At 66.4% G+C, this 23,777-nt stretch carries 23 protein-coding genes, 2 tRNA genes and 1 pseudogene; 13 read left to right on the top strand and 13 right to left on the bottom strand.

Annotated features, from left to right (window positions below):
• Positions 1–4: 4 nt before the first annotated feature.
• From AC07NY_RS16345 to AC07NY_RS16330, 4 genes are read right to left on the bottom strand one after another with little or no spacing between them, the layout of a single operon-like run.
• Positions 5–1,075 (bottom strand): ABC transporter ATP-binding protein, encoded by a 1,071-nt coding sequence (locus tag AC07NY_RS16345; RefSeq protein ID WP_494585131.1) that lies wholly within the window; start codon positions 1,073–1,075, stop codon positions 5–7.
• Positions 1,072–2,124 carry a carbohydrate ABC transporter permease gene (locus AC07NY_RS16340; protein ID WP_494584717.1) on the bottom strand — a complete coding sequence of 351 codons (1,053 nt, stop codon included), beginning with the start codon at positions 2,122–2,124 and terminating at the stop codon, positions 1,072–1,074. The genes AC07NY_RS16345 and AC07NY_RS16340 overlap by 4 nt, the downstream gene beginning before the upstream one ends.
• On the bottom strand, positions 2,121–3,143 hold the full coding sequence (locus AC07NY_RS16335; RefSeq protein ID WP_494584716.1) for a carbohydrate ABC transporter permease: 1,023 nt from the start codon (positions 3,141–3,143) through the stop codon (positions 2,121–2,123). The genes AC07NY_RS16340 and AC07NY_RS16335 overlap by 4 nt, the downstream gene beginning before the upstream one ends.
• 5 nt (positions 3,144–3,148) lie before the next feature.
• A complete protein-coding gene (locus AC07NY_RS16330) occupies positions 3,149–4,426 on the bottom strand; it encodes an ABC transporter substrate-binding protein (RefSeq protein WP_494584715.1) in 1,278 nt (425 codons plus the stop codon).
• A 168-nt stretch (positions 4,427–4,594) separates the two neighbouring features.
• Here AC07NY_RS16330 and AC07NY_RS16325 point away from each other — a divergent pair, with 168 nt between their 5' ends.
• The 11 genes and pseudogenes from AC07NY_RS16325 to AC07NY_RS16275 all read left to right on the top strand — a co-directional run bounded on the left by AC07NY_RS16325 (position 4,595) and on the right by AC07NY_RS16275 (position 16,722).
• A complete protein-coding gene (locus AC07NY_RS16325) occupies positions 4,595–5,632 on the top strand; it encodes a LacI family DNA-binding transcriptional regulator (protein ID WP_494584714.1) in 1,038 nt (345 codons plus the stop codon).
• A 158-nt stretch (positions 5,633–5,790) separates the two neighbouring features.
• Complete coding sequence (fdnG, locus tag AC07NY_RS16320) at positions 5,791–8,874, top strand: formate dehydrogenase-N subunit alpha (RefSeq protein ID WP_494584713.1); 3,084 nt, start codon at positions 5,791–5,793, stop codon at positions 8,872–8,874.
• A gap of 10 nt (positions 8,875–8,884) precedes the next feature.
• Positions 8,885–9,805 (top strand): formate dehydrogenase subunit beta, encoded by a 921-nt coding sequence (fdxH, locus tag AC07NY_RS16315; protein ID WP_494584712.1) that lies wholly within the window; start codon positions 8,885–8,887, stop codon positions 9,803–9,805.
• Positions 9,789–10,484, top strand: a complete 696-nt coding sequence (locus AC07NY_RS16310; protein ID WP_494584711.1) for a formate dehydrogenase subunit gamma — start codon at positions 9,789–9,791, stop codon at positions 10,482–10,484. Before fdxH ends, AC07NY_RS16310 begins: the two co-directional genes overlap by 17 nt.
• 67 nt (positions 10,485–10,551) lie before the next feature.
• Complete coding sequence (gene fdhE / locus AC07NY_RS16305; protein WP_494584710.1) at positions 10,552–11,472, top strand: formate dehydrogenase accessory protein FdhE; 921 nt, start codon at positions 10,552–10,554, stop codon at positions 11,470–11,472.
• 244 nt (positions 11,473–11,716) lie between these two features.
• Complete coding sequence (gene selA / locus AC07NY_RS16300) at positions 11,717–13,123, top strand: L-seryl-tRNA(Sec) selenium transferase (RefSeq protein WP_494584709.1); 1,407 nt, start codon at positions 11,717–11,719, stop codon at positions 13,121–13,123.
• The gene (locus AC07NY_RS16295) at positions 13,110–13,859 is read left to right on the top strand and encodes a tetratricopeptide repeat protein (RefSeq protein WP_494584708.1); all 750 of its coding nucleotides are present in this window, start codon (positions 13,110–13,112) and stop codon (positions 13,857–13,859) included. The genes selA and AC07NY_RS16295 overlap by 14 nt, the downstream gene beginning before the upstream one ends.
• Positions 13,856–15,670 (top strand): annotated as a pseudogene (gene selB / locus AC07NY_RS16290) (selenocysteine-specific translation elongation factor); the annotation flags it as partial. The gene AC07NY_RS16295 and the pseudogene selB, both read left to right, overlap by 4 nt.
• A 105-nt stretch (positions 15,671–15,775) precedes the next feature.
• Positions 15,776–15,871 (top strand) — tRNA-Sec (locus AC07NY_RS16285).
• Positions 15,872–15,887: 16 nt separating this feature from the next.
• Positions 15,888–16,352, top strand: a complete 465-nt coding sequence (locus tag AC07NY_RS16280) for a hypothetical protein (protein ID WP_494584707.1) — start codon at positions 15,888–15,890, stop codon at positions 16,350–16,352.
• Positions 16,339–16,722 (top strand): hypothetical protein, encoded by a 384-nt coding sequence (locus tag AC07NY_RS16275; protein WP_492283874.1) that lies wholly within the window; start codon positions 16,339–16,341, stop codon positions 16,720–16,722. The genes AC07NY_RS16280 and AC07NY_RS16275 overlap by 14 nt, the downstream gene beginning before the upstream one ends.
• A 6-nt stretch (positions 16,723–16,728) precedes the next feature.
• Here the strand turns inward: AC07NY_RS16275 and selD are convergent, their stop codons facing one another.
• Positions 16,729–17,802: a selenide, water dikinase SelD gene (gene selD / locus AC07NY_RS16270; protein ID WP_494584706.1), complete on the bottom strand. Its 1,074-nt coding sequence runs from the start codon at positions 17,800–17,802 to the stop codon at positions 16,729–16,731.
• Between the two features lie 349 nt (positions 17,803–18,151).
• Between selD and AC07NY_RS16265 the strand changes: the two genes are divergently transcribed.
• Both AC07NY_RS16265 and AC07NY_RS16260 read left to right on the top strand, forming a co-directional pair.
• On the top strand, positions 18,152–18,478 hold the full coding sequence (locus AC07NY_RS16265) for a hypothetical protein (RefSeq protein ID WP_492283876.1): 327 nt from the start codon (positions 18,152–18,154) through the stop codon (positions 18,476–18,478).
• 160 nt (positions 18,479–18,638) lie between these two features.
• Positions 18,639–18,714, top strand: a tRNA-Phe gene (locus AC07NY_RS16260).
• 90 nt (positions 18,715–18,804) lie between these two features.
• On the opposite strand, the gene AC07NY_RS16255 is transcribed toward AC07NY_RS16260, so the two are convergent.
• Genes AC07NY_RS16255 through AC07NY_RS16220 form a run of 8 tightly spaced genes read right to left on the bottom strand, consistent with a single transcriptional unit; the run spans position 18,805 to position 23,525 of the window.
• Positions 18,805–20,004 carry a tyrosine-type recombinase/integrase gene (locus tag AC07NY_RS16255; RefSeq protein ID WP_494584705.1) on the bottom strand — a complete coding sequence of 400 codons (1,200 nt, stop codon included), beginning with the start codon at positions 20,002–20,004 and terminating at the stop codon, positions 18,805–18,807.
• Positions 19,986–20,255, bottom strand: coding sequence for a hypothetical protein (locus AC07NY_RS16250; RefSeq protein WP_494584704.1), 270 nt, complete (start codon positions 20,253–20,255; stop codon positions 19,986–19,988). The genes AC07NY_RS16255 and AC07NY_RS16250 overlap by 19 nt, the downstream gene beginning before the upstream one ends.
• 2 nt (positions 20,256–20,257) lie before the next feature.
• On the bottom strand, positions 20,258–20,524 hold the full coding sequence (locus AC07NY_RS16245) for a hypothetical protein (RefSeq protein ID WP_494584702.1): 267 nt from the start codon (positions 20,522–20,524) through the stop codon (positions 20,258–20,260).
• Complete coding sequence (locus AC07NY_RS16240; protein WP_494584701.1) at positions 20,521–20,847, bottom strand: hypothetical protein; 327 nt, start codon at positions 20,845–20,847, stop codon at positions 20,521–20,523. The genes AC07NY_RS16245 and AC07NY_RS16240 overlap by 4 nt, the downstream gene beginning before the upstream one ends.
• Complete coding sequence (gene dnaN, locus AC07NY_RS16235; protein ID WP_494584700.1) at positions 20,847–21,974, bottom strand: DNA polymerase III subunit beta; 1,128 nt, start codon at positions 21,972–21,974, stop codon at positions 20,847–20,849. The genes AC07NY_RS16240 and dnaN overlap by 1 nt, the downstream gene beginning before the upstream one ends.
• Complete coding sequence (locus tag AC07NY_RS16230) at positions 21,971–22,597, bottom strand: DUF3310 domain-containing protein (RefSeq protein ID WP_494584699.1); 627 nt, start codon at positions 22,595–22,597, stop codon at positions 21,971–21,973. The genes dnaN and AC07NY_RS16230 overlap by 4 nt, the downstream gene beginning before the upstream one ends.
• Entirely contained in the window at positions 22,594–22,836 is a 243-nt protein-coding gene (locus AC07NY_RS16225; RefSeq protein WP_494584698.1) for a DUF2312 domain-containing protein, read from the bottom strand. Before AC07NY_RS16225 ends, AC07NY_RS16230 begins: the two co-directional genes overlap by 4 nt.
• Positions 22,836–23,525, bottom strand: a complete 690-nt coding sequence (locus tag AC07NY_RS16220; protein WP_494584697.1) for a hypothetical protein — start codon at positions 23,523–23,525, stop codon at positions 22,836–22,838. Before AC07NY_RS16220 ends, AC07NY_RS16225 begins: the two co-directional genes overlap by 1 nt.
• Between the last annotated feature and the right edge of the window lie 252 nt (positions 23,526–23,777).

The following is a 23,777-nucleotide window of genomic DNA, read 5'->3' as shown; positions in this document are numbered from 1 at the left end:
GTCTCTAGGGCCGGATTGCCCGGCCGGCTTCGTCGAACAGGTGCAGGCTCTGCTGCGGGAAGGCGAGCGCGACGCTGTGGCCACGCTCATGCTCGCTCTGGCCGTCGAGCCGGAGCGTGATCTGGGGAAGACCGGCGGCGGTCCCATAAAGGTAGCTCTCGCCGCCGAGCCGCTCGACGAGGTCGATGGCGAGCGGCAGCCCCTGCCCTCCCGGCGCCAGGGCCAGATGCTCGGGACGGATGCCGAGCGTGACCTTGCTGCCGATGGCGAGGCTGCCGGTGGCGCAGGCGACTTCGTGGCCCCCCTCGCCCAGCGCGACCTTGCCGGCAGCCGTCACCCGGCCGGGCAGCAGGTTCATGCGCGGCGAGCCGATGAAGCCGGCGACGAAGAGATTGTCGGGGCGGTTGTAGAGGTCGAGCGGCGTGCCGACCTGCTCGATGCGCCCGCTTTGCAGCACGACGATCCGGTCGGCCAGCGTCATCGCCTCGACCTGATCATGGGTGACATAAATCATCGTGCCGCCGATCTCGGCATGGAGCGCGGCCAGTTCCTTGCGGGTGGCGACGCGCAGTTCGGCATCGAGGTTCGACAATGGCTCGTCGAACAGGAAGATCTTCGGATCGCGCACGATGGCGCGACCGATGGCGACGCGCTGGCGCTGGCCGCCGGACAAAGCCTTGGGCTTGCGCTCGAGATAGTCGGTGAGGCGCAGCATCGTGGCCGCGCGCTTCACGCGCTTGTCGATCTCGTCGCGCTTGAACCCCATGTTCTCCAGCGCGAAGGCCATGTTCGCGTAAACGCTCATATGCGGGTAGAGCGCATAGGACTGGAACACCATCGCAAGCCCGCGCTCGGAGGCCGGCAGATGGGTGGCGTCAGCGCCATCGATCGCGATCGTGCCGCCGGTGATCTCCTCCAGCCCGGCGATCGAGCGCAGCAGGGTCGATTTTCCGCAGCCGGAGGGGCCGACGAAGACGACGAACTCGCCATCGGCCACGTCGAGATCGATGCCGTGCAGCACCGTCGTCGCGCCATAGGCCTTGCGGACCCCGGAAAGCGTCAGGCCGGCCATTATTTCATTCCCGTATTGGCGATGCCGGTGGTGATGAAGCGCTGCAGGAAGACGAAGACGAGCGCGACGGGCAACAGCGTCACCACGGTCATCGCGAGCAGGTAGTGCCACTGCGTCTGCAACTCGCCCTGGAAGGCGTTGAGGCCGATCTGGAGCGTGTAGGATTCCGTCTTGGTCAGCACGGCAAGCGGCCAAAGGAACTCGTTCCAGCGCCACATGATCGAGAAGATCGCGAGCACGGCCAGCGCCGGCATGGCGAGCGGCATGACGATGCGCCAGTAGATCTGCCACTCCGAGGCCTTGTCCATGCGGGCCGCCTCGATCAGGTCGCGCGGCAGGGTCAGCATGTATTGCCGCAGGAGGAAGACGCCGGTCGGCGTCGCGGCGCCCGGCAGGATCACAGCCCAGAGCGAATTGACGAGGCCGAGCTTGGTGATGACCAGATAGACCGGCACGAGGATGATCGTGATCGGGATCATCAGCGTGCCGATGACCATCAGCATCACCGCCGTCTTGCCGGGGAATTCGTAGATCGAGAGCGCATAGGCCGCCATCGAGTTGATAATCAGCGTGATGATCGTCGCGACCAGCGTGACGAAGACCGAGTTCCAGAGGAAACGCGTGAAGGCGAAGCGCTCCAGCGGTTCGGTGTAGTTCTCGGTCGCGAGCTTGAACTCCCGGACGGGGGTGCGCTTGTCGATGGGAACGCGGATCGTCTCGCCGGGCTTCTCGGGATCGACCATCTGGGCCTGGATGCCGATGCGGCGGACCTGCGCCAGCACGCGCTTCGTGCCATCGGGCATCTCGACCTCGAAGAGCGGCAGCTTCTGCGGCTGGCCGGGCACCGCCACCTCCTTCTGCGACATCGGCAGCAGCGAGGGCGGGAATTCGAGCAAACCGGCCTGCGTCTTGAACGAGGACAGGCCGAGCCAGAGCACCGGGCCGAACATCAGGACGACGCCGAGCGCGAGATAGGCATAGGCCGCGATGTCGGTCCAATGCCAGCGGCCGGGCTTGCGCCTTGCAGTCATCATGCGGCTGGCGAGGCTCATGCGGCCCCCTTGCGGCGGCTCGCCGCGAGCTGGGCCAGCGTCAGCGCGAAGAGCACGACACCGAGCACGACGGAGGCCGCTGCCGCCAGGCCGAAATTCTGGACCTGATTGGCGAAGGCCGTCTCATAGATGTAGTGCACGATCATCAGCGTCGCCGTGCCCGGTCCGCCGCCGGTCAGCACGAAGACCTCGTCGAAGGTCTGCACGCCCTTGATCAGCGCGAGCACGATCACGACGATCATGTTCGGCCAGAGCAGCGGCAAGGTGATGCGCCAGAACACGCGCCAGCGCGGCGTCGCATCCATCTCGGCCGCCTCGTAGAGATCGGCGGGGATGGCCTGCAGGCCTGCGAGCAGGATCAGCGTGTAGAAGCCCATATGGGCCCAGACCGAGACGAAGACGATCCAGAACATCGCCCAGCTCGGATCGACCAGGAACAGGATGCGCTCGCCGCCGAGCGAGGTGAGCGCGGCATTGAGCAGGCCGTCGCGCTGGAGAATCCATTTCCAGGTCAGCGCCACCACGACCGGCGAAAGCAGGACCGGGAAGAAATAGACGGCGCGGAAGAAGCCGCGCGCCCTGATCTTCATGTTGAGGACGATCGCGGTCAGCAGCGAGAACAGCACCATCGCCGTGACCTGAAAGACGGTGAAACGGGCGGTGTTGGAAACGCCGCGCCAGAAATGGTCCTCGCGGCAGGAGGACGGATCGAGGAAGGAGCCGCAATCGAAGAGATAACCGTATTGCTGCGCCCCGACGAAAGGCCGTTCGCTCGGGAACAGCCCTGCCCCGCCCGTCACCGAGAAGACGAAGTTGATGACGAGCGGCAGGAAGACGAAGAGCGAGAAGAAGGCGAGGTTCGGCAGGATGAAGACATAGGCCATCCGCCGCTCGCCGATCAGGCGCTGGAGCGCTCGCATCGGCCCGTCGACGAGGCGCATCAGGCGCGCGAGCGGCGCGGCGAGAAGGCCGACGGCGCCCGCATGTTCCCGCTGCGGCTTTGTCTCGGCGGAGGCCATCGGCCTTACTTCTTGCGCTCGGCGATCTGCTGGGCGATGTCGGATTCGATCCGCTTATAGGCCTCCTCGAGCGTGCCCTCGCCCGAGATCGCCTGGCCGAGGCGGCTGATCACCGCGTTGAAGATGACGCGGTTGTTGACATAGCCCTGCAGCTTGTAGGCGACCGGCGAGAGCTGCGCGACCTGATCCGAGAAGACCTTGAGCGCGGCCTTGGCCTGCGGGCTGGCGTCCTTGTAGTCGAGTCCCTTGGCGGCGATGCCGAGATGGCCGGGCACGAAGAGCGAGCGGGCATAGAACTCGCTCAGCACCGGCTCGCTGGCGAGATAATCCATCACCTTGGCGACGGCTTCCGGGCTCTTGGTCGTCTTGATCGCGACGAGGCCGGCACCGCCCGGCATGCCCGAGCAATTGCCGGCGCCGCAGGGCGAGGGAACGGCGACCCAGTCGAAGGCGTCGCCGACCGTCTTGTCGAACTGGGCGATCTGCCAGGAGCCGGAATGGTACAGCACCACTTGGGCGTTCTTGAACTCGTCATTGGCACCACGATAGGCGGTTCCGGAGACCGAGCCCCAGAGCTCCTTCTTCATCACGCCGCTCTGGTGCCAGTCATAGACCCGCTTGGCGGCGCGCTTGAAGCCGTCGTCGATCACGGCCGGCTCGCCCTTGTCGTCGAAGACCTTGGCGCCCTCCGAGACCGCGACCGAGAAGAAGCGATGGCCGGAGCGATCCATCGCCAGCGGGAACGGCGCCTGCACCTTGGCGGCGACATCCTTCGCGGCCTTGCCCCAATCCTCCCAGGTCGCCTTGGCGCCGGGCATGGCGATGCCGGCCTGCTCGAACAGCGTCTTGTTGACGAAGGGGCCGGTGACGGTGAGCTGCGTCATGAAGCCGGTGATCGCGCTGGAATCGCCCTCAGGGCGCATCCAGGGCAGGAACGGCCCGAAGTTCTTCTCCCAGTAGGCGGCGTCCTTGAGATACGGGCGCAGGTCGAGCGCATAACGGGCGATGCCGCCGAGATCGACGACGCGGGCGATGTCCGGCCCCTGCCCCGAGGCAAGCTGGACCGGCAGGTTCTCGGTGATCGCCTTGTAGGGCACCTGGTCGAGCACGACCTTGATGTCCTTGTTCTGTGCCTCGAAGCGCTTGAGCAGGTCCGAGACGACCTCGCCCTCGTTGCCATCGGAATACCAGGCGATGCGCACCGTCGTCTGGGCGAAGGCCGCGCCGCCGATAGTGAGGCCAGCCGTCAGCGCGAGCGCGGAAATCCAGTGCTTCCCCTGCATCTGCGTTCCATCCCTGTACCGGTCACGGCGCCTCGTCGAGCGCCTTGACAATCACTAAGGCAAACGATTGCCTTACTTGTCAACGGGCAGGCGAACCGGCATGGCTGCACGAGAGCCTTTTGAGCCGGCTTCGCATTCACCGAATTGGCGGGGCACCCTGAGGAGGCCATGACGGCAAAACCCGCAAGACCGCCGAAGGACGGCGTTTCGCTGGCGACGGTCGCACGGGAGACCGGCGTCTCGGTCGCGACCGTCTCGCGCATCGTCAACGGCAAGAGCGGGCGGGCCTCAGCCGAAACGATCGCCCGCGTCGAGCAGGCGATCACGCAGCTCGGCTATCGGCCCAATCCAGTGGGGCGCGCGCTCAAGCGCCGGGCCAGCCGGGTGGTCGCGATGCTGGCGCCCAATCTCGACAATCCCGCGATGGCGGCGATCGCGGTCTCGACCGAAGCGGCGCTGCGCGACGCAGGCTACGTCATGATCCTCTGCGACACGCATGACCGCGCCGACCTGCAGGACGATTACTTGCGCGCGATGCGCGACCAGTTCGTCGCGGGCTACGTCATGGTCAGCGCGGTCGCCAGCGCCGGTCTCGCCGATACCCTCGCGCGCGGCGACCCGATGGTCTTCGTCGCACGGCGCAATCCGCTCGGCGGCGGCGCCTATGTCGGCATCGACAACCGCAAGGCCGGCGCCGACGCCGCCGATCACCTGCTGGCGCAGGGCATCAGGCGCCCGGCCGTGCTGATGGCGACGCAGAACGCCTCCAGTACCGCCGAGCGCGCCGAGGGCTTCATCCGCCGCCTCGTCGCGCAGGGCGTGCCTGAGACCGAAATCCGGCAGGCCAGCGCGCCCGGCCTGTCGCATATCGAGATCGGCTACGCAGCCGCGAAAAGCCTGGAGGAGAGCTTCGGCTGGCCCGACGGCGCGCTCTGCGTCAGCGACATGATCGCCTATGGCGCCTATCGCCGCGCCACGGAAGCCGGCATCGCCATCCCCGAACGCAGCACCCTCGTCGGCATCGACGGTAACGCCATCAACCACTGGATCGCACCCTGGCTGACCTCGATCCGCATTCCCTACGAGAGCTTCGGCCGGCATGTCGTCGCGCAGCTCGCATCGGCCTGGGGCGGCGGCGCGGCCGCCGATATCAACGTGGCCCATGAGCCGCTCCCGGCCGCCCCCGTGCCGGCCCTTCGCGGCTGACCACGTCGCTGCGGCGAACCGCGCAAGGCCGCATGGATCGTAGATCGAAAGTCTAAGAACCCACCTCTCCGGCCACGGGGACCGCGCCTTGACGCCCCCTGCCTAGAGTTTCACTATTCCAAATCGAACGACGCTTCGTCGTCGCCTGGGAGGTTGAGATGCTGCATGAGCTCTCGCGTCGCCAGTTTCTGAAAGCCGCAGGTGCGGGTGTCGCCGGTTCTGCCGTCGCCGCGCTTGGGTTCGGGGGTGCCGAGGAGGCGCTTGCCCAGGCCGTGCGGCCCTTCAAGCTGGCGCGCACCACGGAAACACGAAATACCTGTCCGTACTGTTCCGTCGCCTGCGGCGTCATCATGTACAGCCTGGGCGACAAGTCCAAGAACGCCCATCCGGCGATCATCCATATCGAGGGCGACCCGGACCATCCGACCAATCGCGGCACGCTCTGCCCGAAGGGCTCCGCCCTCCTCGATTTCGTCCATTCCGAGACGCGCACCAAGGTGCCGCAATATCGTGGCCCCGGCGAGAAGGCCTTCCGCCAGATCAGCTGGAACGAGGCACTCGACCGCATCGCGCGATTGATGAAGGACGATCGCGACAAGAACTTCGTCGCCAAGAACCAGGACGGCGTCACGGTCAACCGCTGGCTGACCACGGGCTTCCTGGCCGCGTCGGCCACCACCAACGAGACGGCCTTCCTGACCTACAAGGTCGTGCGAAGCACCGGGATACTGGCGTTCGACAACCAGGCGCGCGTTTGACACGGACCGACGGTGGCCAGTCTGGCCCCAACATTCGGTCGCGGTGCGATGACCAACTCCTGGACGGACATCAAGAACACCGACCTCGTCATCATCATGGGCGGCAATGCTGCCGAAGCGCATCCGTGCGGCTTCAAATGGGTCACTGAGGCGAAGGCCCAGCGCGGCGCCAAGCTGATCGTCGTCGATCCGCGCTTCACGCGCTCGGCCTCGGTCGCGGATTTCTATGCGCCGATCCGGCAAGGCACCGACATCGCCTTCCTGCTCGGGGCGATGAAGTATTGCATCGACAACGACAAGATCCAGCACGACTACGTGCGCGCCTTCACCAACGCGCCCTATATCGTGAAGGAAGGCTTCGGCTATCAGGACGGCCTGTTCACGGGCTATGACGAGGCCAAGCGCGACTATGACCGCTCGAGCTGGGAATACGAGCTCGGGCCGGACGGCTATGTCCAGGTCGACGAGACGCTGCAGCATCCGCGCTCAGTCTACCAGCTCCTGAAGAAGCACATCGCGGCCTATACGCCGGAGATGGTCGAGCGCATCTGCGGCACGCCGAAGGACAAGTTCCTGGCGATCTGCAAGATGATCTCGGAGACCTCCGCGCGCGACAAGGTCATGACCTCGATGTACGCGCTCGGCTGGACACAGCATTCCAAGGGCTCGCAGAACATCCGCTCGATGGCGATGCTGCAATTGCTGCTCGGCAATATCGGCGTGCGCGGCGGCGGCATGAACGCGCTGCGCGGGCACTCCAACATCCAGGGTCTGACCGATATCGGCCTGATGTCGAACCTGATCCCGGGCTATCTCACGCTGGGAACCGACAGGGAGGTCGATTTCACGACCTACATGTCGACGCGCGGCTTCAAGCCGTTGCGGCCGAACCAGATGAGCTACTGGCAGAACTACAAGAAGTTCATGGTGAGCTTCCTGAAGTCGATGTGGGGCAAGGCCGCGACGCCGGAAAACGACTTCGCCTACCAGTGGCTGCCGAAGCTCGACGTTCCCGGCTACGACATGCTCCGGTACTTCGACATGATGCACCAGGGCAAGGTGAACGGCTATTTCTGCCAAGGCTTCAACCCGCTGCTCTCCCTGTCCAATCGCGGCAAGGTCTCGGCGTCGCTGTCGAAGCTGAAGTTCCTGGTGGTGATGGACCCGCTGCAGACCGAGACCGCGCGGTTCTGGAAGGACGAGGGCGTCCATAACGACGTCAAGCCCGAGTCGATCCAGACCGAGGTCTTCGAGCTGCCGACGACCTGCTTCGCCGAGGACGAGGGCTCGCTGGTCAATTCCGGCCGCTGGCTGCAATGGCATTGGCCGGGGCAGGAACCTCCGGGCGAAGCCAAGGCCGACACTTGGATCATGGCGCAGATCTACCAGCGCCTGCGCGCCCTCTACGAGAAGGAAGGCGGCGCCTTCCCGGACGCGATCCTCAATCTCCACTGGCCCTATCGCCTGCCGGACGACCCGCAGCCGGACGAGATGGCCAAGGAGATGAACGGCTATGTCGTCTCGACGGTGACCGACCCGGTCGATCCGACCAAGGTCCTGCTGGAGAGGGGCAAGCAGGTCGATACCTTCGGGCAGTTGCGCGACGACGGCTCGACGGCCTGCGGCTGCTGGATCTATGCCGGCAGCTGGACCGAGCGGGGCAACATGATGGCCCGGCGCGACACCAGCGACCCGGCCAATACCGGCGCCTATTCCAACTGGGCCTTCTCCTGGCCGGCCAACCGGCGCATCCTCTACAACCGCGCCTCGGCCGATATCGACGGCAAGCCCTGGGATCCCAAGCGCAAGCTGATCGAATGGAACGGCGCGGCCTGGACCGGCTACGACGTGCCGGATATCGCGGTCACCGCCAAACCGCAGGATGTCGGCCCGTTCATCATGAACCCCGAGGGAACGGCGCGGCTGTTCTCGCGCGGCATGATGAAGGACGGCCCCTTCCCGGCCCATTACGAGCCGTTCGAAAGCCCGGTCGCCAACGTCATGGCGCCCAAGATCCGCGGCAATCCCGCCGCGCGCATCTTCAAGGACGACCTCGCCGCGCTCGGGACCTCCGACAAGTTCCCCTATGCGGCGACCTCCTACCGCCTGACCGAGCACTTCCACTACTGGACCAAGCATGTCTGGGTGAATGCGGTGCTCCAGCCGGAGTTCTTCGTCGAGATCAGCGAGCAGCTGGCCGCGGAGAAGAACATCCAGAAGGGCGGCTGGGTGAAGGTCTCCTCGGCCCGCGGCGCGGTCTATGCCAAGGCGGTGGTGACCAAGCGCATCAAGCCGCTGATCTGCGACGGCAAGACCGTCCATGTCGTCGGCATCCCGCTCCACTGGGGCTTCACCGGTGCGGCACGCAAGGGCTTCGGCCCCAACAGCCTCACCCCGTTCGTCGGCGACGCCAACATCGAGACGCCCGAGTTCAAGGCGTTCCTGGTGAATGTCGAGCCGTCCAACGGTCCGGCGACGAGCTAGGGAGGGTCCAATGGCAGGATTGCAAAGTCAGGACTTCGCCCGCATCTCGGCGACCACCTTCAGGCCGCCGGATGTCCGCCACGACTTCGAGGTGGCGAAGCTCATCGACGTCTCCAAATGCATCGGCTGCAAGGCATGCCAGGCGGCCTGCCTCGAGTGGAACAACCTGCGTGAGGAAGTCGGGATCAACCGGGGCGTCTACGACAACCCGCACGACCTGACCGAAAACACCTGGACGCTGATGCGGTTCACCGAATGGGAGAACCCGGACAGCGGCAATCTCGAATGGCTGATCCGCAAGGATGGCTGCATGCACTGCGCCGATCCGGGCTGCCTCAAGGCCTGCCCCTCGCCCGGCGCGATCGTGCAGTATAATAACGGCATCGTCGACTTCGTCTCGGAGAACTGCATCGGCTGCGGCTACTGCGTGAAGGGCTGCCCGTTCAACATCCCGCGCATCAGCAAGGCCGACCACAAGGCCTATAAATGCACGCTCTGCTCGGACCGGGTCTCGGTCGGCCAGGCGCCGGCCTGCGCCAAGGCTTGCCCGACCGGCGCGATCGTGTTCGGCACCAAGCAGGCCATGCTCGACCATGCCCAGGGCCGCATCACCGACCTGAAGTCGCGCGGCTTCAAGAATGCCGGGATCTACGACCCGCCCGGCGTCGGCGGCACGCATGTGATGTATGTCCTGCATCACGCCGACAAGCCGCAGCTCTATGCCAACCTGCCGAACAATCCGCGGATCAGCCAGGTCGTCGAGCTCTGGAAGGGGCTGACCAAATATGCCGGCATGGCGGTCGTGGGCTTTGCCGCCGCCTTCGCCTTCGTCCATGCGACGGTGGCGCGACGCAACGATGTCAGCCGCGCGGAGGATCGCGAGGCCGAGCATCTGATCGACGAGGAGGCATCCCGTGGCCGTCAGGCGTGAAGAGGAGCGCACGACCGTCGACCGCTATCCCGGCCGCGTGCGCGTCAATCACTGGGTCACCGCGATCTCGCTGATCCTGCTCACGCTGAGCGGGGCCGCGCTGTTCCACCCGTCGCTGTTCTTCCTGTCGAGCCTGTTCGGCGGCGGCTCCAATACGCGGGCACTGCATCCCTGGCTCGGCGTCGTCCTGCTCGCGAGCTTCGCGATCCTGTTCGTCCAGATGGTCAAGTACAATTTCTGGACGAAGGCCGACACAAAGTGGATGGGCCATATCGGCGAGGTGATGTCGGGCCGCGAGGAGAACCTGCCCGAGATCGGCAAGTATAACGGCGCGCAGAAGATCGTCTTCTGGCTGATGACGCTGCTGATCCTCGTCCTGTTCGGGACGGGCATCATGATCTGGTACGAGTATTTCGGCGCGAGCTTCACCATCGATCAGCAGCGCCTCGGCCATATCGTGCATGCGCTGGCGGCGGTCGCCATGCTGCTCGTCGTCATCGTCCATATCTATGCCGGCTTCTATGTCCGTGGCACGATCAGCGCCATGACCGAGGGCAAGGTGACGGGCGGCTGGGCCTTCCGCCACCACCGGCTCTGGCTGCGGCAGGAAGCGCGCGAGGGCGTGATCGACGAGCGCCAGACGCCGCCGCGCCGCCACAGCCCCGGCCCGGCCGAATGAATTCGCCTGCGGCGCGGTCCAAGGCCACGCCGCCTCCCGTGACCCGTGCGGTTCGAGAGGATGCCAAATGAGTGACGATCCGGGCTACGCCGCCCTCGAAGAGGTCGGCATTGCCGAACGCGACAAGCCGCCTTTCGTGCGCCTGCCCGAACCCGCGACGCTGTTCGACCGGCGGGCGGCGCGGTTTGCCGCGCTCGCGTCGGGCCATCAGCTCGAAGCCTATCTCCGTTTTCTTGGCGGAGTGAGCGAGGCGCAGGCGACGCTGTCGGCAGCGATCGGCGCCCCCGACATGCCCTCCCCCGGCGACCTCAGGATGCGCGCCGGCAATGCCATGCCGCTGCTGCCGCGCGAAGAGCTTGCGACCGATCCCGCCGTTTCCGAGGCCTTCGACCGGCTCGCGGAACTGCTGGCCGATGTCGCCATGCCGGATCTGGCTCGCGAGGCCCTTGCGCGGGCCGCCGCGGCGGAACCGGAAGCAAGGCGGGCGATGTTCGCCGCCGTGCTGGCCGATGCGGTGCCGGTCGAGGCCGTGGCCGAGCATATCTTCGCCGCCGCCGCCCTGCAGGTCGTCGCGGCGGGGCGCAGCGCCCTGCTCGATCCCGCCCTGCCCCAGCCGGTCGCCGATGGCGTCTGCCCGTGCTGCGGCGGGCCGCCGGTCGCGAGCGCGGTGGTCGCCGACCTCCATGTCGAGGGCGTGCGCTATGTCCAGTGCTCGCTCTGCGCGGCGCAGTGGAACCATGTCCGGGTCAAATGCGTCTCCTGCGGCTCGACCAAGGGCATCGCCTATCAGGAGATCGAAGGGATCGCCGACACGATCAAGGCCGAGACCTGCGACGAGTGCCGGACCTATGTGAAGATCCTGAACCGGCGCAAGGCGCCCGAGCTGGAGGCCGTGGCCGACGATGTCGCGAGCCTCGGGCTCGACCTCTTGGTGACGGAAGCCGGCTGGCGGCGCGCGGGGGTGAACCCATTCCTGCTCGGATACTGAGAGAATCGCCGTGGACATGATCTTGCGCGGAACACCGCCGTCATTCCGGGGCATCGCGCAGCGATGAGCCCGGAACCCATGAACACCGCTCTGGAAGGCCGGGCTCGAAGGGGAGGCTCTATTCGGTTCGTCCGGTGTTCATGGGTTCCGGGCTCGGCCCTTCGGGCCGCCCCGGAATGACGGCGGTGGTTCGGGCTGGGGCAGTCAACGGATTATCGATCAAGCGTCTCCCGGAGGGAGCCTGATGAACAAGCCCGAACGCTTCCGCCCGCCATCGGTCGATACGGTGCTGCGCAGCGCCAATGGCGAACTCGCCATCGCGCGCCATGGACGGGCGGCCGCGACCGATGCGATCCGGCAGGCGGTCGAGCGCTTGCGCACCGATGGCCAACCGGCAGCCGCCTCGGTCGAGCAGGTCGGCCGCATGGCGCTGGACCGGCTCGAAGAGCGCGAACGGCCCTCGCAGCGCCCGGTGATCAACCTCACCGGCACGGTGCTGCACACCAATCTCGGCCGTGCGCTGCTGGCCGAGGAGGCGATCGAGGCCGTGGTCGCGGCGATGCGGGCGCCGACCAATCTCGAATATGTAGTCGAGGCGGGACAGCGCGGCGAGCGCGACGCGCATGTCCGCGATCTCGTCCGCGAACTGACCGGGGCCGAGGACGCGATCCTCGTCAACAACAACGCCTCGGCCGTGCTGCTCGTGCTCAACACGCTCGCCAGGGGGCGCGAGGCCATCGTCTCGCGCGGCGAGTTGATCGAGATCGGCGGCGCGTTCCGCATGCCGGACATCATGGCGCGCGCCGGCGCGACCTTGCGCGAGGTCGGCACGACCAACCGCACGCATCTCAAGGACTATGCCGAGGCGATTGGCCCCGAGACCGGCCTGCTGATGAAGGTCCACACCTCGAATTACGTGGTGCAGGGCTTCACCGCCGAGGTCGAGCCGACGGAGCTCGCCAAGCTCGCGCGCCAGCACGACCTGCCATTCGTCGACGATCTCGGCTCGGGCACGCTGATCGATCTCTCGCGCTGGGGCCTGCGCAAGGAGAAGACCGTCCAGGATGCCCTGAAAGGCGGCGCCGATCTCGTCACCTTCTCCGGCGACAAATTGCTCGGCGGCCCGCAGGCCGGCATCGTCGCCGGGCGCAAGGATTTGATCGCGAAACTCGCCAAGAATCCGCTGAAACGAGCCTTGCGCCTCGACAAGCTCCGGCTCGCGGCGCTGGAAGCCACGCTCCGGCTCTATCGCGATCCCGATCGATTGGCGCAGCGCCTGCCGACGCTCAGGCTGTTCACGCGGACGGCCGCAGACCTGCGCGCGTTGGCGGAACGCCTTCAGCCGAAGGTCACAGCGGCGGTCGGCCCGGGCTGGGTTGTCGAGATCATCGACTGCGCCAGCCAGATCGGCTCCGGCGCGCTGCCGCTGGAGACGCTGCCGAGCGCTGGACTTGCATTGCGCCCGGCGGGCAAGGCGGCCGGCTCCGCCGTCGAGAAGCTGGCGGCTACCTTCCGCGCCGTGCCGGTACCGGTGATCGGGCGGATCGCACAGGGCGCACTGATCTTCGACCTGCGCTGCCTGGAGGACGAGGCACTGTTCGCGGGCCAGCTCGACGCCCTGAAATCCGGATCGCCCGATGCGCTGGCTTGAGCGCCTTTTCGGCCGGAACGAAGCCGCCGATGACGATGTCGCCGCCAAGATGGCCGCCGCCGCGGTGGCCGTCGAACGCGGCGACCACGCGGCCGCGCTCGCGCTCTGGGGACCACTCGCCCATGCCGGCATCGGACGGGCGCAGAACAATATCGGCGCCTGTTTCGCCGAGGGGCTCGGCGTCGCGCGCGATCCGGCCCTGGCTCTGCGCTGGCTGAACCTGTCGGCGGAAGGCGGCGACCCGGTCGGGCGGCGCAATCTCGCGGCCCTGCATTTCAAGGGCGAAAGCGTCGAGCAGAGCGATGCCGAGGCGATGCGGCTCTATCGGCTCGCCGCCGAGCAGGGCGACGCCCCGGCGCAGGACATGCTCTCCTGGATGCTGCTGGAAGGCGGAGACCCTGCCGACCGCGCCGAGGCCCTGCGCTGGGCACAGGCCGCGGCGGAGGCCGGCATCGCCACCAGCATGACCCGGCTCGGGATGATGCATCACGATGCGCTCGGCGTGGATCGCGACGCCAAGGCGGCCACACAATGGTGGCAGCGCGGCATGGCGGCCGGCGACCCGGATTCCGAGGCCATGCTCGGCGCCGCGACCTTGCTCGGCCAGGGCGTGTCACCGGATGCCGAACGGGCGCTTGCCTTGCTGCTCTCGGCCGAAGGCAAGGGCAGCCCGCTCGCCGCGCCCTTCATCAAGGCCGCGCGCGCAGCCGTCTCTCCCACAGAGACGACGCCATGATCATCGGCACCGCCGGCCATATCGACCATGGCAAGACCTCGCTGGTCCGGCGATTGACCGGCGTCGATACCGACCGATTGAAGGAGGAGAAGGCGCGCGGCATCTCGATCGCGCTCGGCTTCGCCTATTGGCCGCAGGCCGACGGCTCGGTCGTCGGCTTCATCGACGTGCCCGGCCATGAGAAATTCGTCCACACGATGCTGGCCGGCGCCGCCGGCATAGACCTCATGCTGCTCGTCGTCGCCGCCGATGACGGCGTGATGCCGCAGACGCGCGAGCATGTCGCCATCGCCCGCCTGCTCGGCATCGGCGAGGCCGTCGTCGCGATCACCAAGGCCGATCTGGTCGATGCGGAGCGGATCGAGGCGGTCGAGGGCGAGATCGCGGCGCTGCTGATGTCAGGCCCCTTCGCCGGGGCGCCGATGCTGCCGGTCTCGACGCTAACCGGGGCAGGCTTACCAGAGTTGGCTGCATTGCTCGCGGCGCGGGCTCACGAAAGCCAGGCGCGGCAAGGCGACGGCGCCTTCAGGCTTGCAGTCGATCGCTGCTTCACCTTGCAGGGCGCCGGGACGGTGGTGACGGGAACGGTCCTGTCCGGCAGCGTGGCGATCGGCGAGAGCGTCATCGTCTCACCCGGCGGCCTACCGGCGCGCGTGCGCTCGATCCATGCGCAAAACCGCCCCGCCGAGCGCGGCATGGCCGGCGAGCGCTGCGCGCTCAACCTCAGCGGCCCCGGTATCACAAAGGACGCCATCCGGCACGGCGACATGGTGGTGACACCCGCCCTTCATGCTCCCACGACGCGGATCGACGCCGAGGTTTCACTGCTGCCGGGCGAAAAAGCGCTGACGATGTGGCAGCCTGTGCGACTGCACCATGCCGCGTCCGAGATCGGCGGGCGCGTTGTACTGCTCGGCGATGAAGTGGCAGCCGGCACAGATGGCCTGATCCAGCTCGTGCTCGACGAGCCGCTCGCCGCCGCGGCCCTCGACCGTTTCGTGCTGCGCGATGCCAGCGCCTCGCGCACGATCGGCGGCGGGCGCTTCCTCGACCTGCGCGCGCCGGAACGCCGGCGCCGCAGCCCGGAGCGGCTGGCCCAGCTCGCCGCGCTCCGCCGGCCCGATCCTGCGGAAGCGCTGCAGGCCCTGCTCTCGGCACCGCCTCACCATGCCGATCTCGACGGCTTCGTGCGCGACCGCGCGCTTGGCCCCGGTGCGGCGGGAGATCTCACGACCCGGCTCGGCCTCGTCAGGATCGGCCCGCTCGCGCTGCTCACCGCGCATTGGCAGGCACTGGCGCAGGCCGCGACCGAAAGGCTCGACACCTTCCATGCCGAGCATCCGGACCTGCCGGGCATCGGGCTGGCGCGGTTGCGCTTCGCCATCGCGCCGCGCTGGCCGGCGCCGCTGTTCCGGCAGGCGCTCGTCCGGTTCGAGGATGACGGCGTGCTGGTGCCCGCCGGCTCATGGCTGAGGCGGCCCGGCCATGAAGCCCGGCTCCTGCCGGAGGACGAAGCGCTCTGGAAGAAGGTCTCGCCGCTGATTGCCGATAGCGAGCGCTTCCGTCCGCCCCGCGTGCGCGATATCGGCCATCTGCTCGGGCGGCCCGAGGAGGAGATTCGGCGCCTGCTGCGGCTCACTGGCCGGCGCGGCGATGTCCATGAGGTCGCGCTCGACCATTTCTTCCTGCGCGACACGCTCGCCGAGATGGTCGGCCTATCGGCCGAGCTTGCGGGGCTGCATCCGGCCGGCTTCAATGCGGCCCAGTTCCGCGACAGGCTCGACAACGGCCGAAAGGTCGCTATCCAGATTCTCGAGTTCTTCGATCGCCATGGCGTCACCATCCGCCGCGGCGACCTGAGACGCATCAACCGGCGGCGGCTCGACCTGTTCGGTCCCCCGCCCGGCTTGAGCGATGGAGGAGAAGCGTCCCCGGTGGGGCGTCCGGACTTCAAATCCGGGAGGGGCCGTCAGACGGTCTCTGGTGGGTTCGACTCCCATTCTCTTCCGCCAGTTCACTGAGGGGCGCATGACGGACGCCGAAACCGCCGCCTTCGACCTGATCGCCCGCTTCGAGCAGGCGGCGGAAGACGCGCGCGCGACCGAGGACGCCTATCGCCGTGAGGCCGCAGGGCGCATCGATGCGCTCGCGCAGGCCCGCAGCCGGGCTTTCCGGCGCCTCAACTTGCTGCGCCATGCGAGCACGACCCTCGCGGCAGCCGAGGACCCCGGCGAGGCAGTCGCTCGCGCACGGCTCACCGTGGCGCAATCGCTGGGCTGGGACGAGATCGGGCCACGGCAGGACCTCGTCCTGACGCAGCTGACGCCCGTCCTCGAAGCCTTGCAGGCCGCCATGGCCGACGACCGCGACAGCCCGGACACCGTGCAGGAGGCCCTCGCCGCCTTCGAGGACTGGTACAGCGCCGAGACCGGCAGCGATTTCTACGCCCTGTTCGACCGCTACATGCCCGAGACGCCGCGTGTCGACTTCTAGGGGGCTGGGAACCGATTTCGACCGCTGGCTCGGCAAGCTCTTCCGCAAGGGCCCGTTCACGGCGCTGATCGTGCTGGTGAAGATCGCCGAGCCCAAGGTCGAACCGCTGCGCTCGACCTTCGTCCATGTCGTCGGCAACGAGATCGACTGGGGCGACATCGTGCTGATGCTGCGCGGTGCCGGCGTCAACTGGGACGGCGCCGCCTTCTTCCCGACCCGCGACGACGATGGCGGGCTCGTGCCGGATGCGACCGCACGCAACCGGCTGCGCGAGCTCGAAGCGGCGCTGCGCGAGGACCGGCTCACCCTCAACAAGGGCGCCTTCTTCGACGTCTGGGGCCGGAACCTTGAGGTGCAGGAGACGCGGTGACGCGTCTCAGCTCACCACGACCTGCGCCGGCCCGGCCTCGACGGAACCGATGATCCGCGCCGCCGGATAGCCGGCAGCCTTGATCTGCGCCAGCACGGCCTCGGCCCGCCCCGCCGCACAGGAGATCAGCAGGCCACCCGAGGTTTGCGGATCGGTCAGCAGATGGCGCTGCCAGTCCGGCAAGCCGGCCGGCAGGACAGCGCCCTCGCCATAACTCGCCCAGTTGCGATGGGAGGCGCCGGTTACCCTGCCCTCCTGCGCCAGGCGTTCCGCCTGCGACAGGAACGGCAGGTCAGCGAGCCGGAGCTTCAGCGTGACCTCCGAGCCGCGCGCCATTTCGAGGCCGTGGCCGAGAATGCCGAAGCCGGTGACGTCGGTGACCGCATGAACGGCATCGTCCTGCGCCAGCTCGGCCCCGATCCGGTTGAGCAGCGTCGTCGAGGCGATCATCTCGTCATAGGCCGCAGCGGAGAGCTCGCCCTTTTTGAAGGCGGCCGAATAGATGCCGACGCCCAGCCCCTTGGTCAGGATCAGCGCGTCGCCGGGCTTTGCGCCGCTATTGCGGCGCAGGTTCGCGGGCTTGAGCAGGCCGATGACCGCGAGCCCATAAATCGGCTCGGGCGCGTCGATCGAATGGCCGCCTGCGACCGGAATGCCGGCCTCGGCGCAGATCGAGGCGCCGCCTTTCAGGATTTCTCGCGTCACCTCGATCGGCAATTTGTCGAGCGGCATACCAAGGATCGCGAGCGCCATGATCGGCTTGCCGCCCATCGCATAAACGTCGGAGATCGCGTTGGTCGCGGCGATGCGGCCGAAATCGTGGGGATCGTCGACGACCGGCATGAAGAAATCGGTGGTCGCGACGATGCAGGTTTCGTCATCGACCTGCCAGACGGCGGCATCGTCACCGGTCTCGGTGCCGACGAGAAGCTGAGCGTAAGGGCCGGCGGCCGGATGCCCGGAGAGCAATTGCTGGAGCACGGCGGGCGCCAGCTTGCAGCCGCAGCCGCCGCCATGGGCCAGGCTGGTGAGACGCAGCGGCGCATCCGCCTCCGCCGCGAGCGGACTCGTCTGGTTCATCGTTGGAAACTCCGGGAGATCAGGACCTGGCAGCTCTGCGGCAAAACGGGAGCGCTCACGCAAATGCGTTCATGCCATCGTCCCGGCCGAAATGGACCCCGGCACGCGGGAGCCGCAGCAGCAAGCATGCCCCATCGTTTCCGCATCGACCGGCGGCGTCAACGCCATGTTTCGCGTAGCGGGCGGTGTCATCGCGCAGGCTTCGAAGAATCAAGCGGGCTTTTGCGCGCCGTCCCGATCCTGGAAAGAAGCGACTAACCAAAGGTCAGGCTTTCCGCTGCCGTCCGTACGCTTCGATGGTAATCTGATCTCTGGCTGACCGGGGCAACCTCCTTTGAAAGGAGCGGCGATGGCTGACTGTATCCAGGACCTGCTCGCACGCGACATCGAGACGCTGCGCGTCGACGTGCTCAAGGCCGGCGTTCTCAACGCCAAGGCCCTGCAGGAAAGCGCGGAAATCCATGTCGCGCGCCTCCACGATGTGCTGCGGGCATCGAGCGAGCTGCATGAGGCCTCGTTCCAGGTGATGAACAACGTGATCGGTTTCGCCAGGCTGCTCTACAGCCAGGCGGCGATCGCCGAATCGGAACGCGCGCGCCATGCGGCGCTCACGGCCATCGATCGCCTGGCCGCCGTGCTCGGACACAGCGAGTCGCGGCAGGCGGCAGCGTCCTGAAGCGCTTTCGCACGCTGCCAGGTTGACGATGCCTCAATCCACAGGTTCGGAGCCAGTTGACGCCGCGATGAAGAAAGCCGGCTGAAGTGACTGGACAGGCCGAGCGCCTGCCTCTATATCGCCCCCACCAACACGGACGGCCTCGCGCCGCTCCCGGTTCGCCCAGGTAGCTCAGTTGGTAGAGCATGCGACTGAAAATCGCAGTGTCGGCGGTTCGACTCCGTCCCTGGGCACCATTCCTTTCCCGATCCGTTGATTTTGCTTAGCTTTTTCGCCTGATTTTTCTCACCGGGCACCACCGCCCCGGAAAAGTGGGAAACGTCCGTTCAGGCTTCGTCCTCGTCGGCGCCCTCGCCGTCCTCGATGTCGAGGTCTTCGATCCCGTCGAGATCCCCTAAATCGAGATATCGCATGCCGGCCTGCGCAAGCTTCTTGCGACGGGCCTTTTTCGTATAGAGGGCCGCCTGCTTGGGGCTCTCCCACCCATAGATGGACATGAGCATATGCTCGGTCGCGCCGTTCTCGGCCGCGATGGTCGCGCCTGCCTTGCGTAAGCCATGGGCGCGCCCGGGAACGCCGGCTTCGATACAGCGCTCGCGAAACCAGTTGCCGAAGCCCTCGGCGGTGAACGGCCGGTCGAACTCGGTGACAAGGAAGGTCATGTTGCCGAGCGCGGACGCGGCGATGATTCGATCGAGCACGGGAAGAAGCGGCAATTGCCGGACCTTCGGCTGGCGCTCCCGGCCCTTGAATTCGGTGAAATGCAGCCAGCCTTCCCGGCGCATCTGCCGGCCGAGCTTGACGACGTCGGATCGGCGCACGCCCGTGAAGAGGAGCAGGCCGAGCGCCAGGTGTGGCTTGGTCCCGATCGGGTGGCGCTTGGCGAACTGGCGCACCTCGTCGATCGTCCACGTATGGAAGCCCTCGCCCTTGCCTTTGAAGTAAGGGACGTCGCGGGCGATATTGTGCTTGGCCAGAGCGACGTTCGGCTGCGTTGCCCAAGCGAAGACCTGGCGCAGCGCCTTGATCCGGCCGTTCGCCGCTTCGGGCAAGAGCGCCTTACGGTCCCTCAGCACATAGGCCGCGGCGAGATCGAAACGCTCTAGCGGCATGTCGGCGAAAGTCTTCGACGATCCGGGCTTCAGCGGCTCGGCCCAAGTGTGCTCAAGCAGCTGCCGGCGGACATGCCGCGTGCGATCGCCGAGCTGCAGGTACTCGGCGCACTCGGCCATGTAGCGAGCGCACATCCAGCGATAGGTGCCGGGCTTGGGCAGGACGATCGTCGAGTGCTCAGCATGGCCGGCGGCCTGTTGAGGTGTCTGCGTCTCTTTGGTCGTGTCGCTGGCTGCAGCGATATCATAGGCGTCGCGGAAGGCCTTGGTGCCGGGCTGCTCGCGGATGCGGATCTTGCGATGCCCCCGGCCGCGCCAGAAATAATAGCGCGCGTTGCCGTGGCGATCCCAATCCTCGTAGACGTGCTTCAGCTCGACGAGCACCGCTGCCCCCATCAGACCGCGACGCCCCATTCGTCGTTGGCGTCGCCTGCGGGCTCATCATCGGGCAACTGGTCGAAGGCCGCATCGAGTTTCTTACGGTCCCATACAACCCGGCCGTCGATGCGCTTGGCGCGAGGCATGCGGTGATCGGCGACCATCTCGTCAAACTTCGTGGTCGAGACCCCGATATAGGCGGCCGACTCAACACGGTTGAGCCCACGGGGTGGCAGCGAGATCGGCAGAACATCGGCGCGCCTGGGGCGGGTCTCGACCTGAGGCATGATCAGGTCGCCTCTCGAAACGCCGGCGGCTGCTGGATATGCGTGCAGCTGTAGGCGAGCAACCCAACACGCTGATCGACGACGGCGATATCGTCGACCCGAAACAAGAGCGGCGCGCCATCGTCGGGTAGCCATTCAATCGTCGAACCGATGCGGGACGCGTGACCGTTGACGCCTTGGCGGATCGGAATGCCTGTGATGAAGGTCCACGGGTCGCCGGGTTCAAGCCCGTGCCACGAGGGGCGAAAACGCTCTCCTCCGAGCATCATTCGTCGACTAGCTCCAGCCTGCCTTCCGGATAGGTCCGGACCTCGCCATGCCCGCGGTCGCCCTGCACGCAATACCCGTATTGGACGGCGGGTGTGCGATAGAATCCGACAATCCGACCACGCCATGACGGCCGATTGATCAGCCGCACATGCTCCCAAAAGACGAATTTGCGGGTTGCGACGATGCGAGCGTGCAAGGTCTCGATGAGGCGCGGGGTGACCATCACGCCGCGACGATCAACTCCCCAGGCATAGCTACTCTCGCCACGGTCGACGGCCGCGATGAGCGCCTGCAGCTCCATGTTGTCCATGGTTTCCGCCATCACTTCACCTGCATCTTGGCGAGCAGCACGAAGAGATCGCTGTTGGCGCGCGTGCTGAAGATGGTGTTGGCGATATCGCCGTCGCCGATCTGCATCAGGACCGTGTCGCCGCCGATGACGCCGAGCAGCTTGGCCAGAAGGCGATGGTCGTAACCGATGGTGAAAGGCTCGCCCTCGAAGTCGCACGGTACCTCCTCGCGCAGATCGGCCGAGGCGCGGTTGGCCATGGTGAGCGTCAGCTTGCGCTCCTCGAAGGCGAAGGCGGTCGAGCGGATGTTCTCGCGATCAGCGATGATGTTGACGCGCTCGACCGCCGCCAGAAACGGCGAGGACTCGACGGTGATCTTGTTCGTCGCATTCTTCGGGACGACCCGGGCGTAATCGACGAAGCCCTCGGCGATCAGGTTGGAGGTGAGGACCGTTTCGCCGATGATGACGCGGATCTTGCTGGCGCAGAGCGCTATGGCGATCTCGCCCTTGTTCTTGTCGACGAGGCGGGTGATCTCGCTCACCGTCTTGGTCGGGATCGTGATGGACGGCAGGCCTGCCGCGCCTTCCGGCAAGGACAGGACGCGCCGCGCGAGCATGCGGCTGCCATCGGTCGCGACGGCGGCGAGCCTGGGGCCGCCCTCCTCCTCGACCTGGTGCCAGTGCACGCCGCAGATGCGAGCGAGCGTCGGCTCGTTCGATGCGGCGAAGACGGTATCGCGCAGTAGCGTGGTCAAGTCGTCGCCGGCGATATCGAAGCGATGCGTCATCTCGCCCGGCGCGATATCGGGATAGTCGCTCGCCGGCAGCGTCGGCAGGCGGGTATGCGACCGGCCGCAGCGCATGCTGAGCCGCGTATCGGGCTCAAGCTCGAAACTGATCTGGCTGCCGTCCGGCATGCGGCGGATGAGATCGAGCAGATGATCGGCAGGGACGGTGATAGCGCCCGCGACGTCGACGCCGGCCGGCGCCATCGTGCGGATCTCGATTTCAAGATCGGTCGCGGTGACGGTGATCTGCGAACCCTCAGCCGCGATCCTGATGTTGTTCAGGATGGGGATGGTGTTTCGGCGCTGGATCACCTTCGCGGCCGGGTCGACGGCCTTGAGCAGGTCGGTGCGTTCGATGACGAGCTTCACCGGCTGCGCTCCAGATGGCGTTCCAGCGCGTCGGCGATTCCTCGAAATTCGGGGGGCAGGCCTCTGCCCAGATGGATGGCGCAATCCTCCATCTGACCCAGACGAGCGCGCGCCAATGCCTCGTGCATCTCTTGCCGATCGAGCGCCAGGGCGCGCTGGCCGACAAGGCAATCCTCGCTGCAGCGAGCGGAACGGTAATAACCAAGAAGCGTATCAATGGCCGTGAAAGTCTCCCGGATCGAGACATTCTCGCCGCTAAGTCCCCGCTCCAGCGTCGCGATGGCGCGTAGCTTGTCCGCATTCCGCGAGCGGTGGTCGCGGCGGCGACGCGTCATCCGCAAGCGCATGGACAGGCGCTGCCACGTCGGCAGCTCAAGCTTAAACGTGATCGCCGGCATGAGCTTTCCCTTTCCCGCTTTCGGAGGTGATCCGGCCGATCTCGCGGTCGAGTACCAGCGAGCCTTGCGTAGATCTTCGACGGCATCTGGCGACTTCAGACCGGCGCGCCAGATGTATTTGACGGCGTTGCCGAGGTTGAAGCCCATGTGCTCGACGACCGTGATGCACTCCACGCCGGACGGATGCTCGGTGTAGTGCTGGGGATGATTGACGGCGTCGGTCATGCGACCTCTCCCACTGCTTGGAGATAAAGATCGAGGATCGCTTCCTCTTCCTTGCGCTCGTCGAGATCGCGGGCGCGAAGGGCGACGACTTTGCGGAGAATCTTGGTGTCGTAGCCGTTGCCCTTGGCCTCGGCGTAGACCTCTTTGATGTCGTCGTTGATCGTCTTGCGCTCTTCGATCAGGCGCTCGACGCGCTCGACGATGGATTTCAGCTGATTGTTGTTGAGCGGGTCATCCATCAGGCGCCCGCCTCCGCGTTGGTGACGAGGGAGGCGTCCCTCCCGGCAGAGGTGGCCTGAGACAGGGCGGCGTCTTCGGGCTCTTCGGGCTCATCGTAGATCGGTCGCGCTGGCGGGTAAGGCCCCGCCGTCATGGCCTGCTCTAAAGCGGCGCGAAGGTTCTCGTTGTAGTTTTCGCCCACGACCCGCTCTTGCGGATCGGCCATGAAGTGACCCACGATCTCGATGTTGATGTTGTAATCGCCCGCATCTGCGTTTGGGCTGTTCGTGAAGCGCACATCCCAGCACTCATCTTGGATCGCGCTCAGCAACTCGCTATCGCGCTTCCATCGCGCAATCTCGTCAACATCCCCGCCCATGGCTTTCCGGCGAGCCTCTTGGCATTCCCGAAGCTGTGACTGCAGGATGCCGTTCGCACGCAACAGGTCATCGTGCTTGGTGCGCCACCCGCCATCCAGAAGGACACGCTCCGGTTCAGCCTCATACACGGGCGTCGCGGCCGGGGAGAGGGAGGCGAGGTCGGCCGGGTGAAGCAACTCCCGCACGCCTTCGAGATAGACGCTGTCGGGCTGTAGCCACTTCTTCAGCGCCGCGATGATGGCGCCCTGCTCATTCAGGACATCAACCGGGCCATCGTCGTCGTTCAGATCGTTCTGGCGCATGATGACGGTGTTGCAGGCCACGGCCATGGCCGCCGTCCAGATCGTGGCTATAGCGCTGTCCACCCCGCCGCTCGCAGGGGCTGGGGCGGAGGTGAGCCATCCGGTTTGAGGATCAGGCCGTAGCGCGCCTCGTCTGATGATGGCGATCATCTGGTGCGCTAGCGTTGCGACCTCGTCCATATTGGCGCGAAGGCCATTCTCGTGTCAAACGGCGCGCAAAGTTGCCCCCCGATCGGCGTCCAATGTTGGGTCTGACGCAATCCCGCTGACATTTGAGAT

This window comes from Allobosea sp. GW821-FHT09G06 (genome assembly GCF_059416005.1).
Note: the sequence above shows the minus strand (reverse complement) of the source record. Positions and strands in the feature narration are given on the sequence as shown.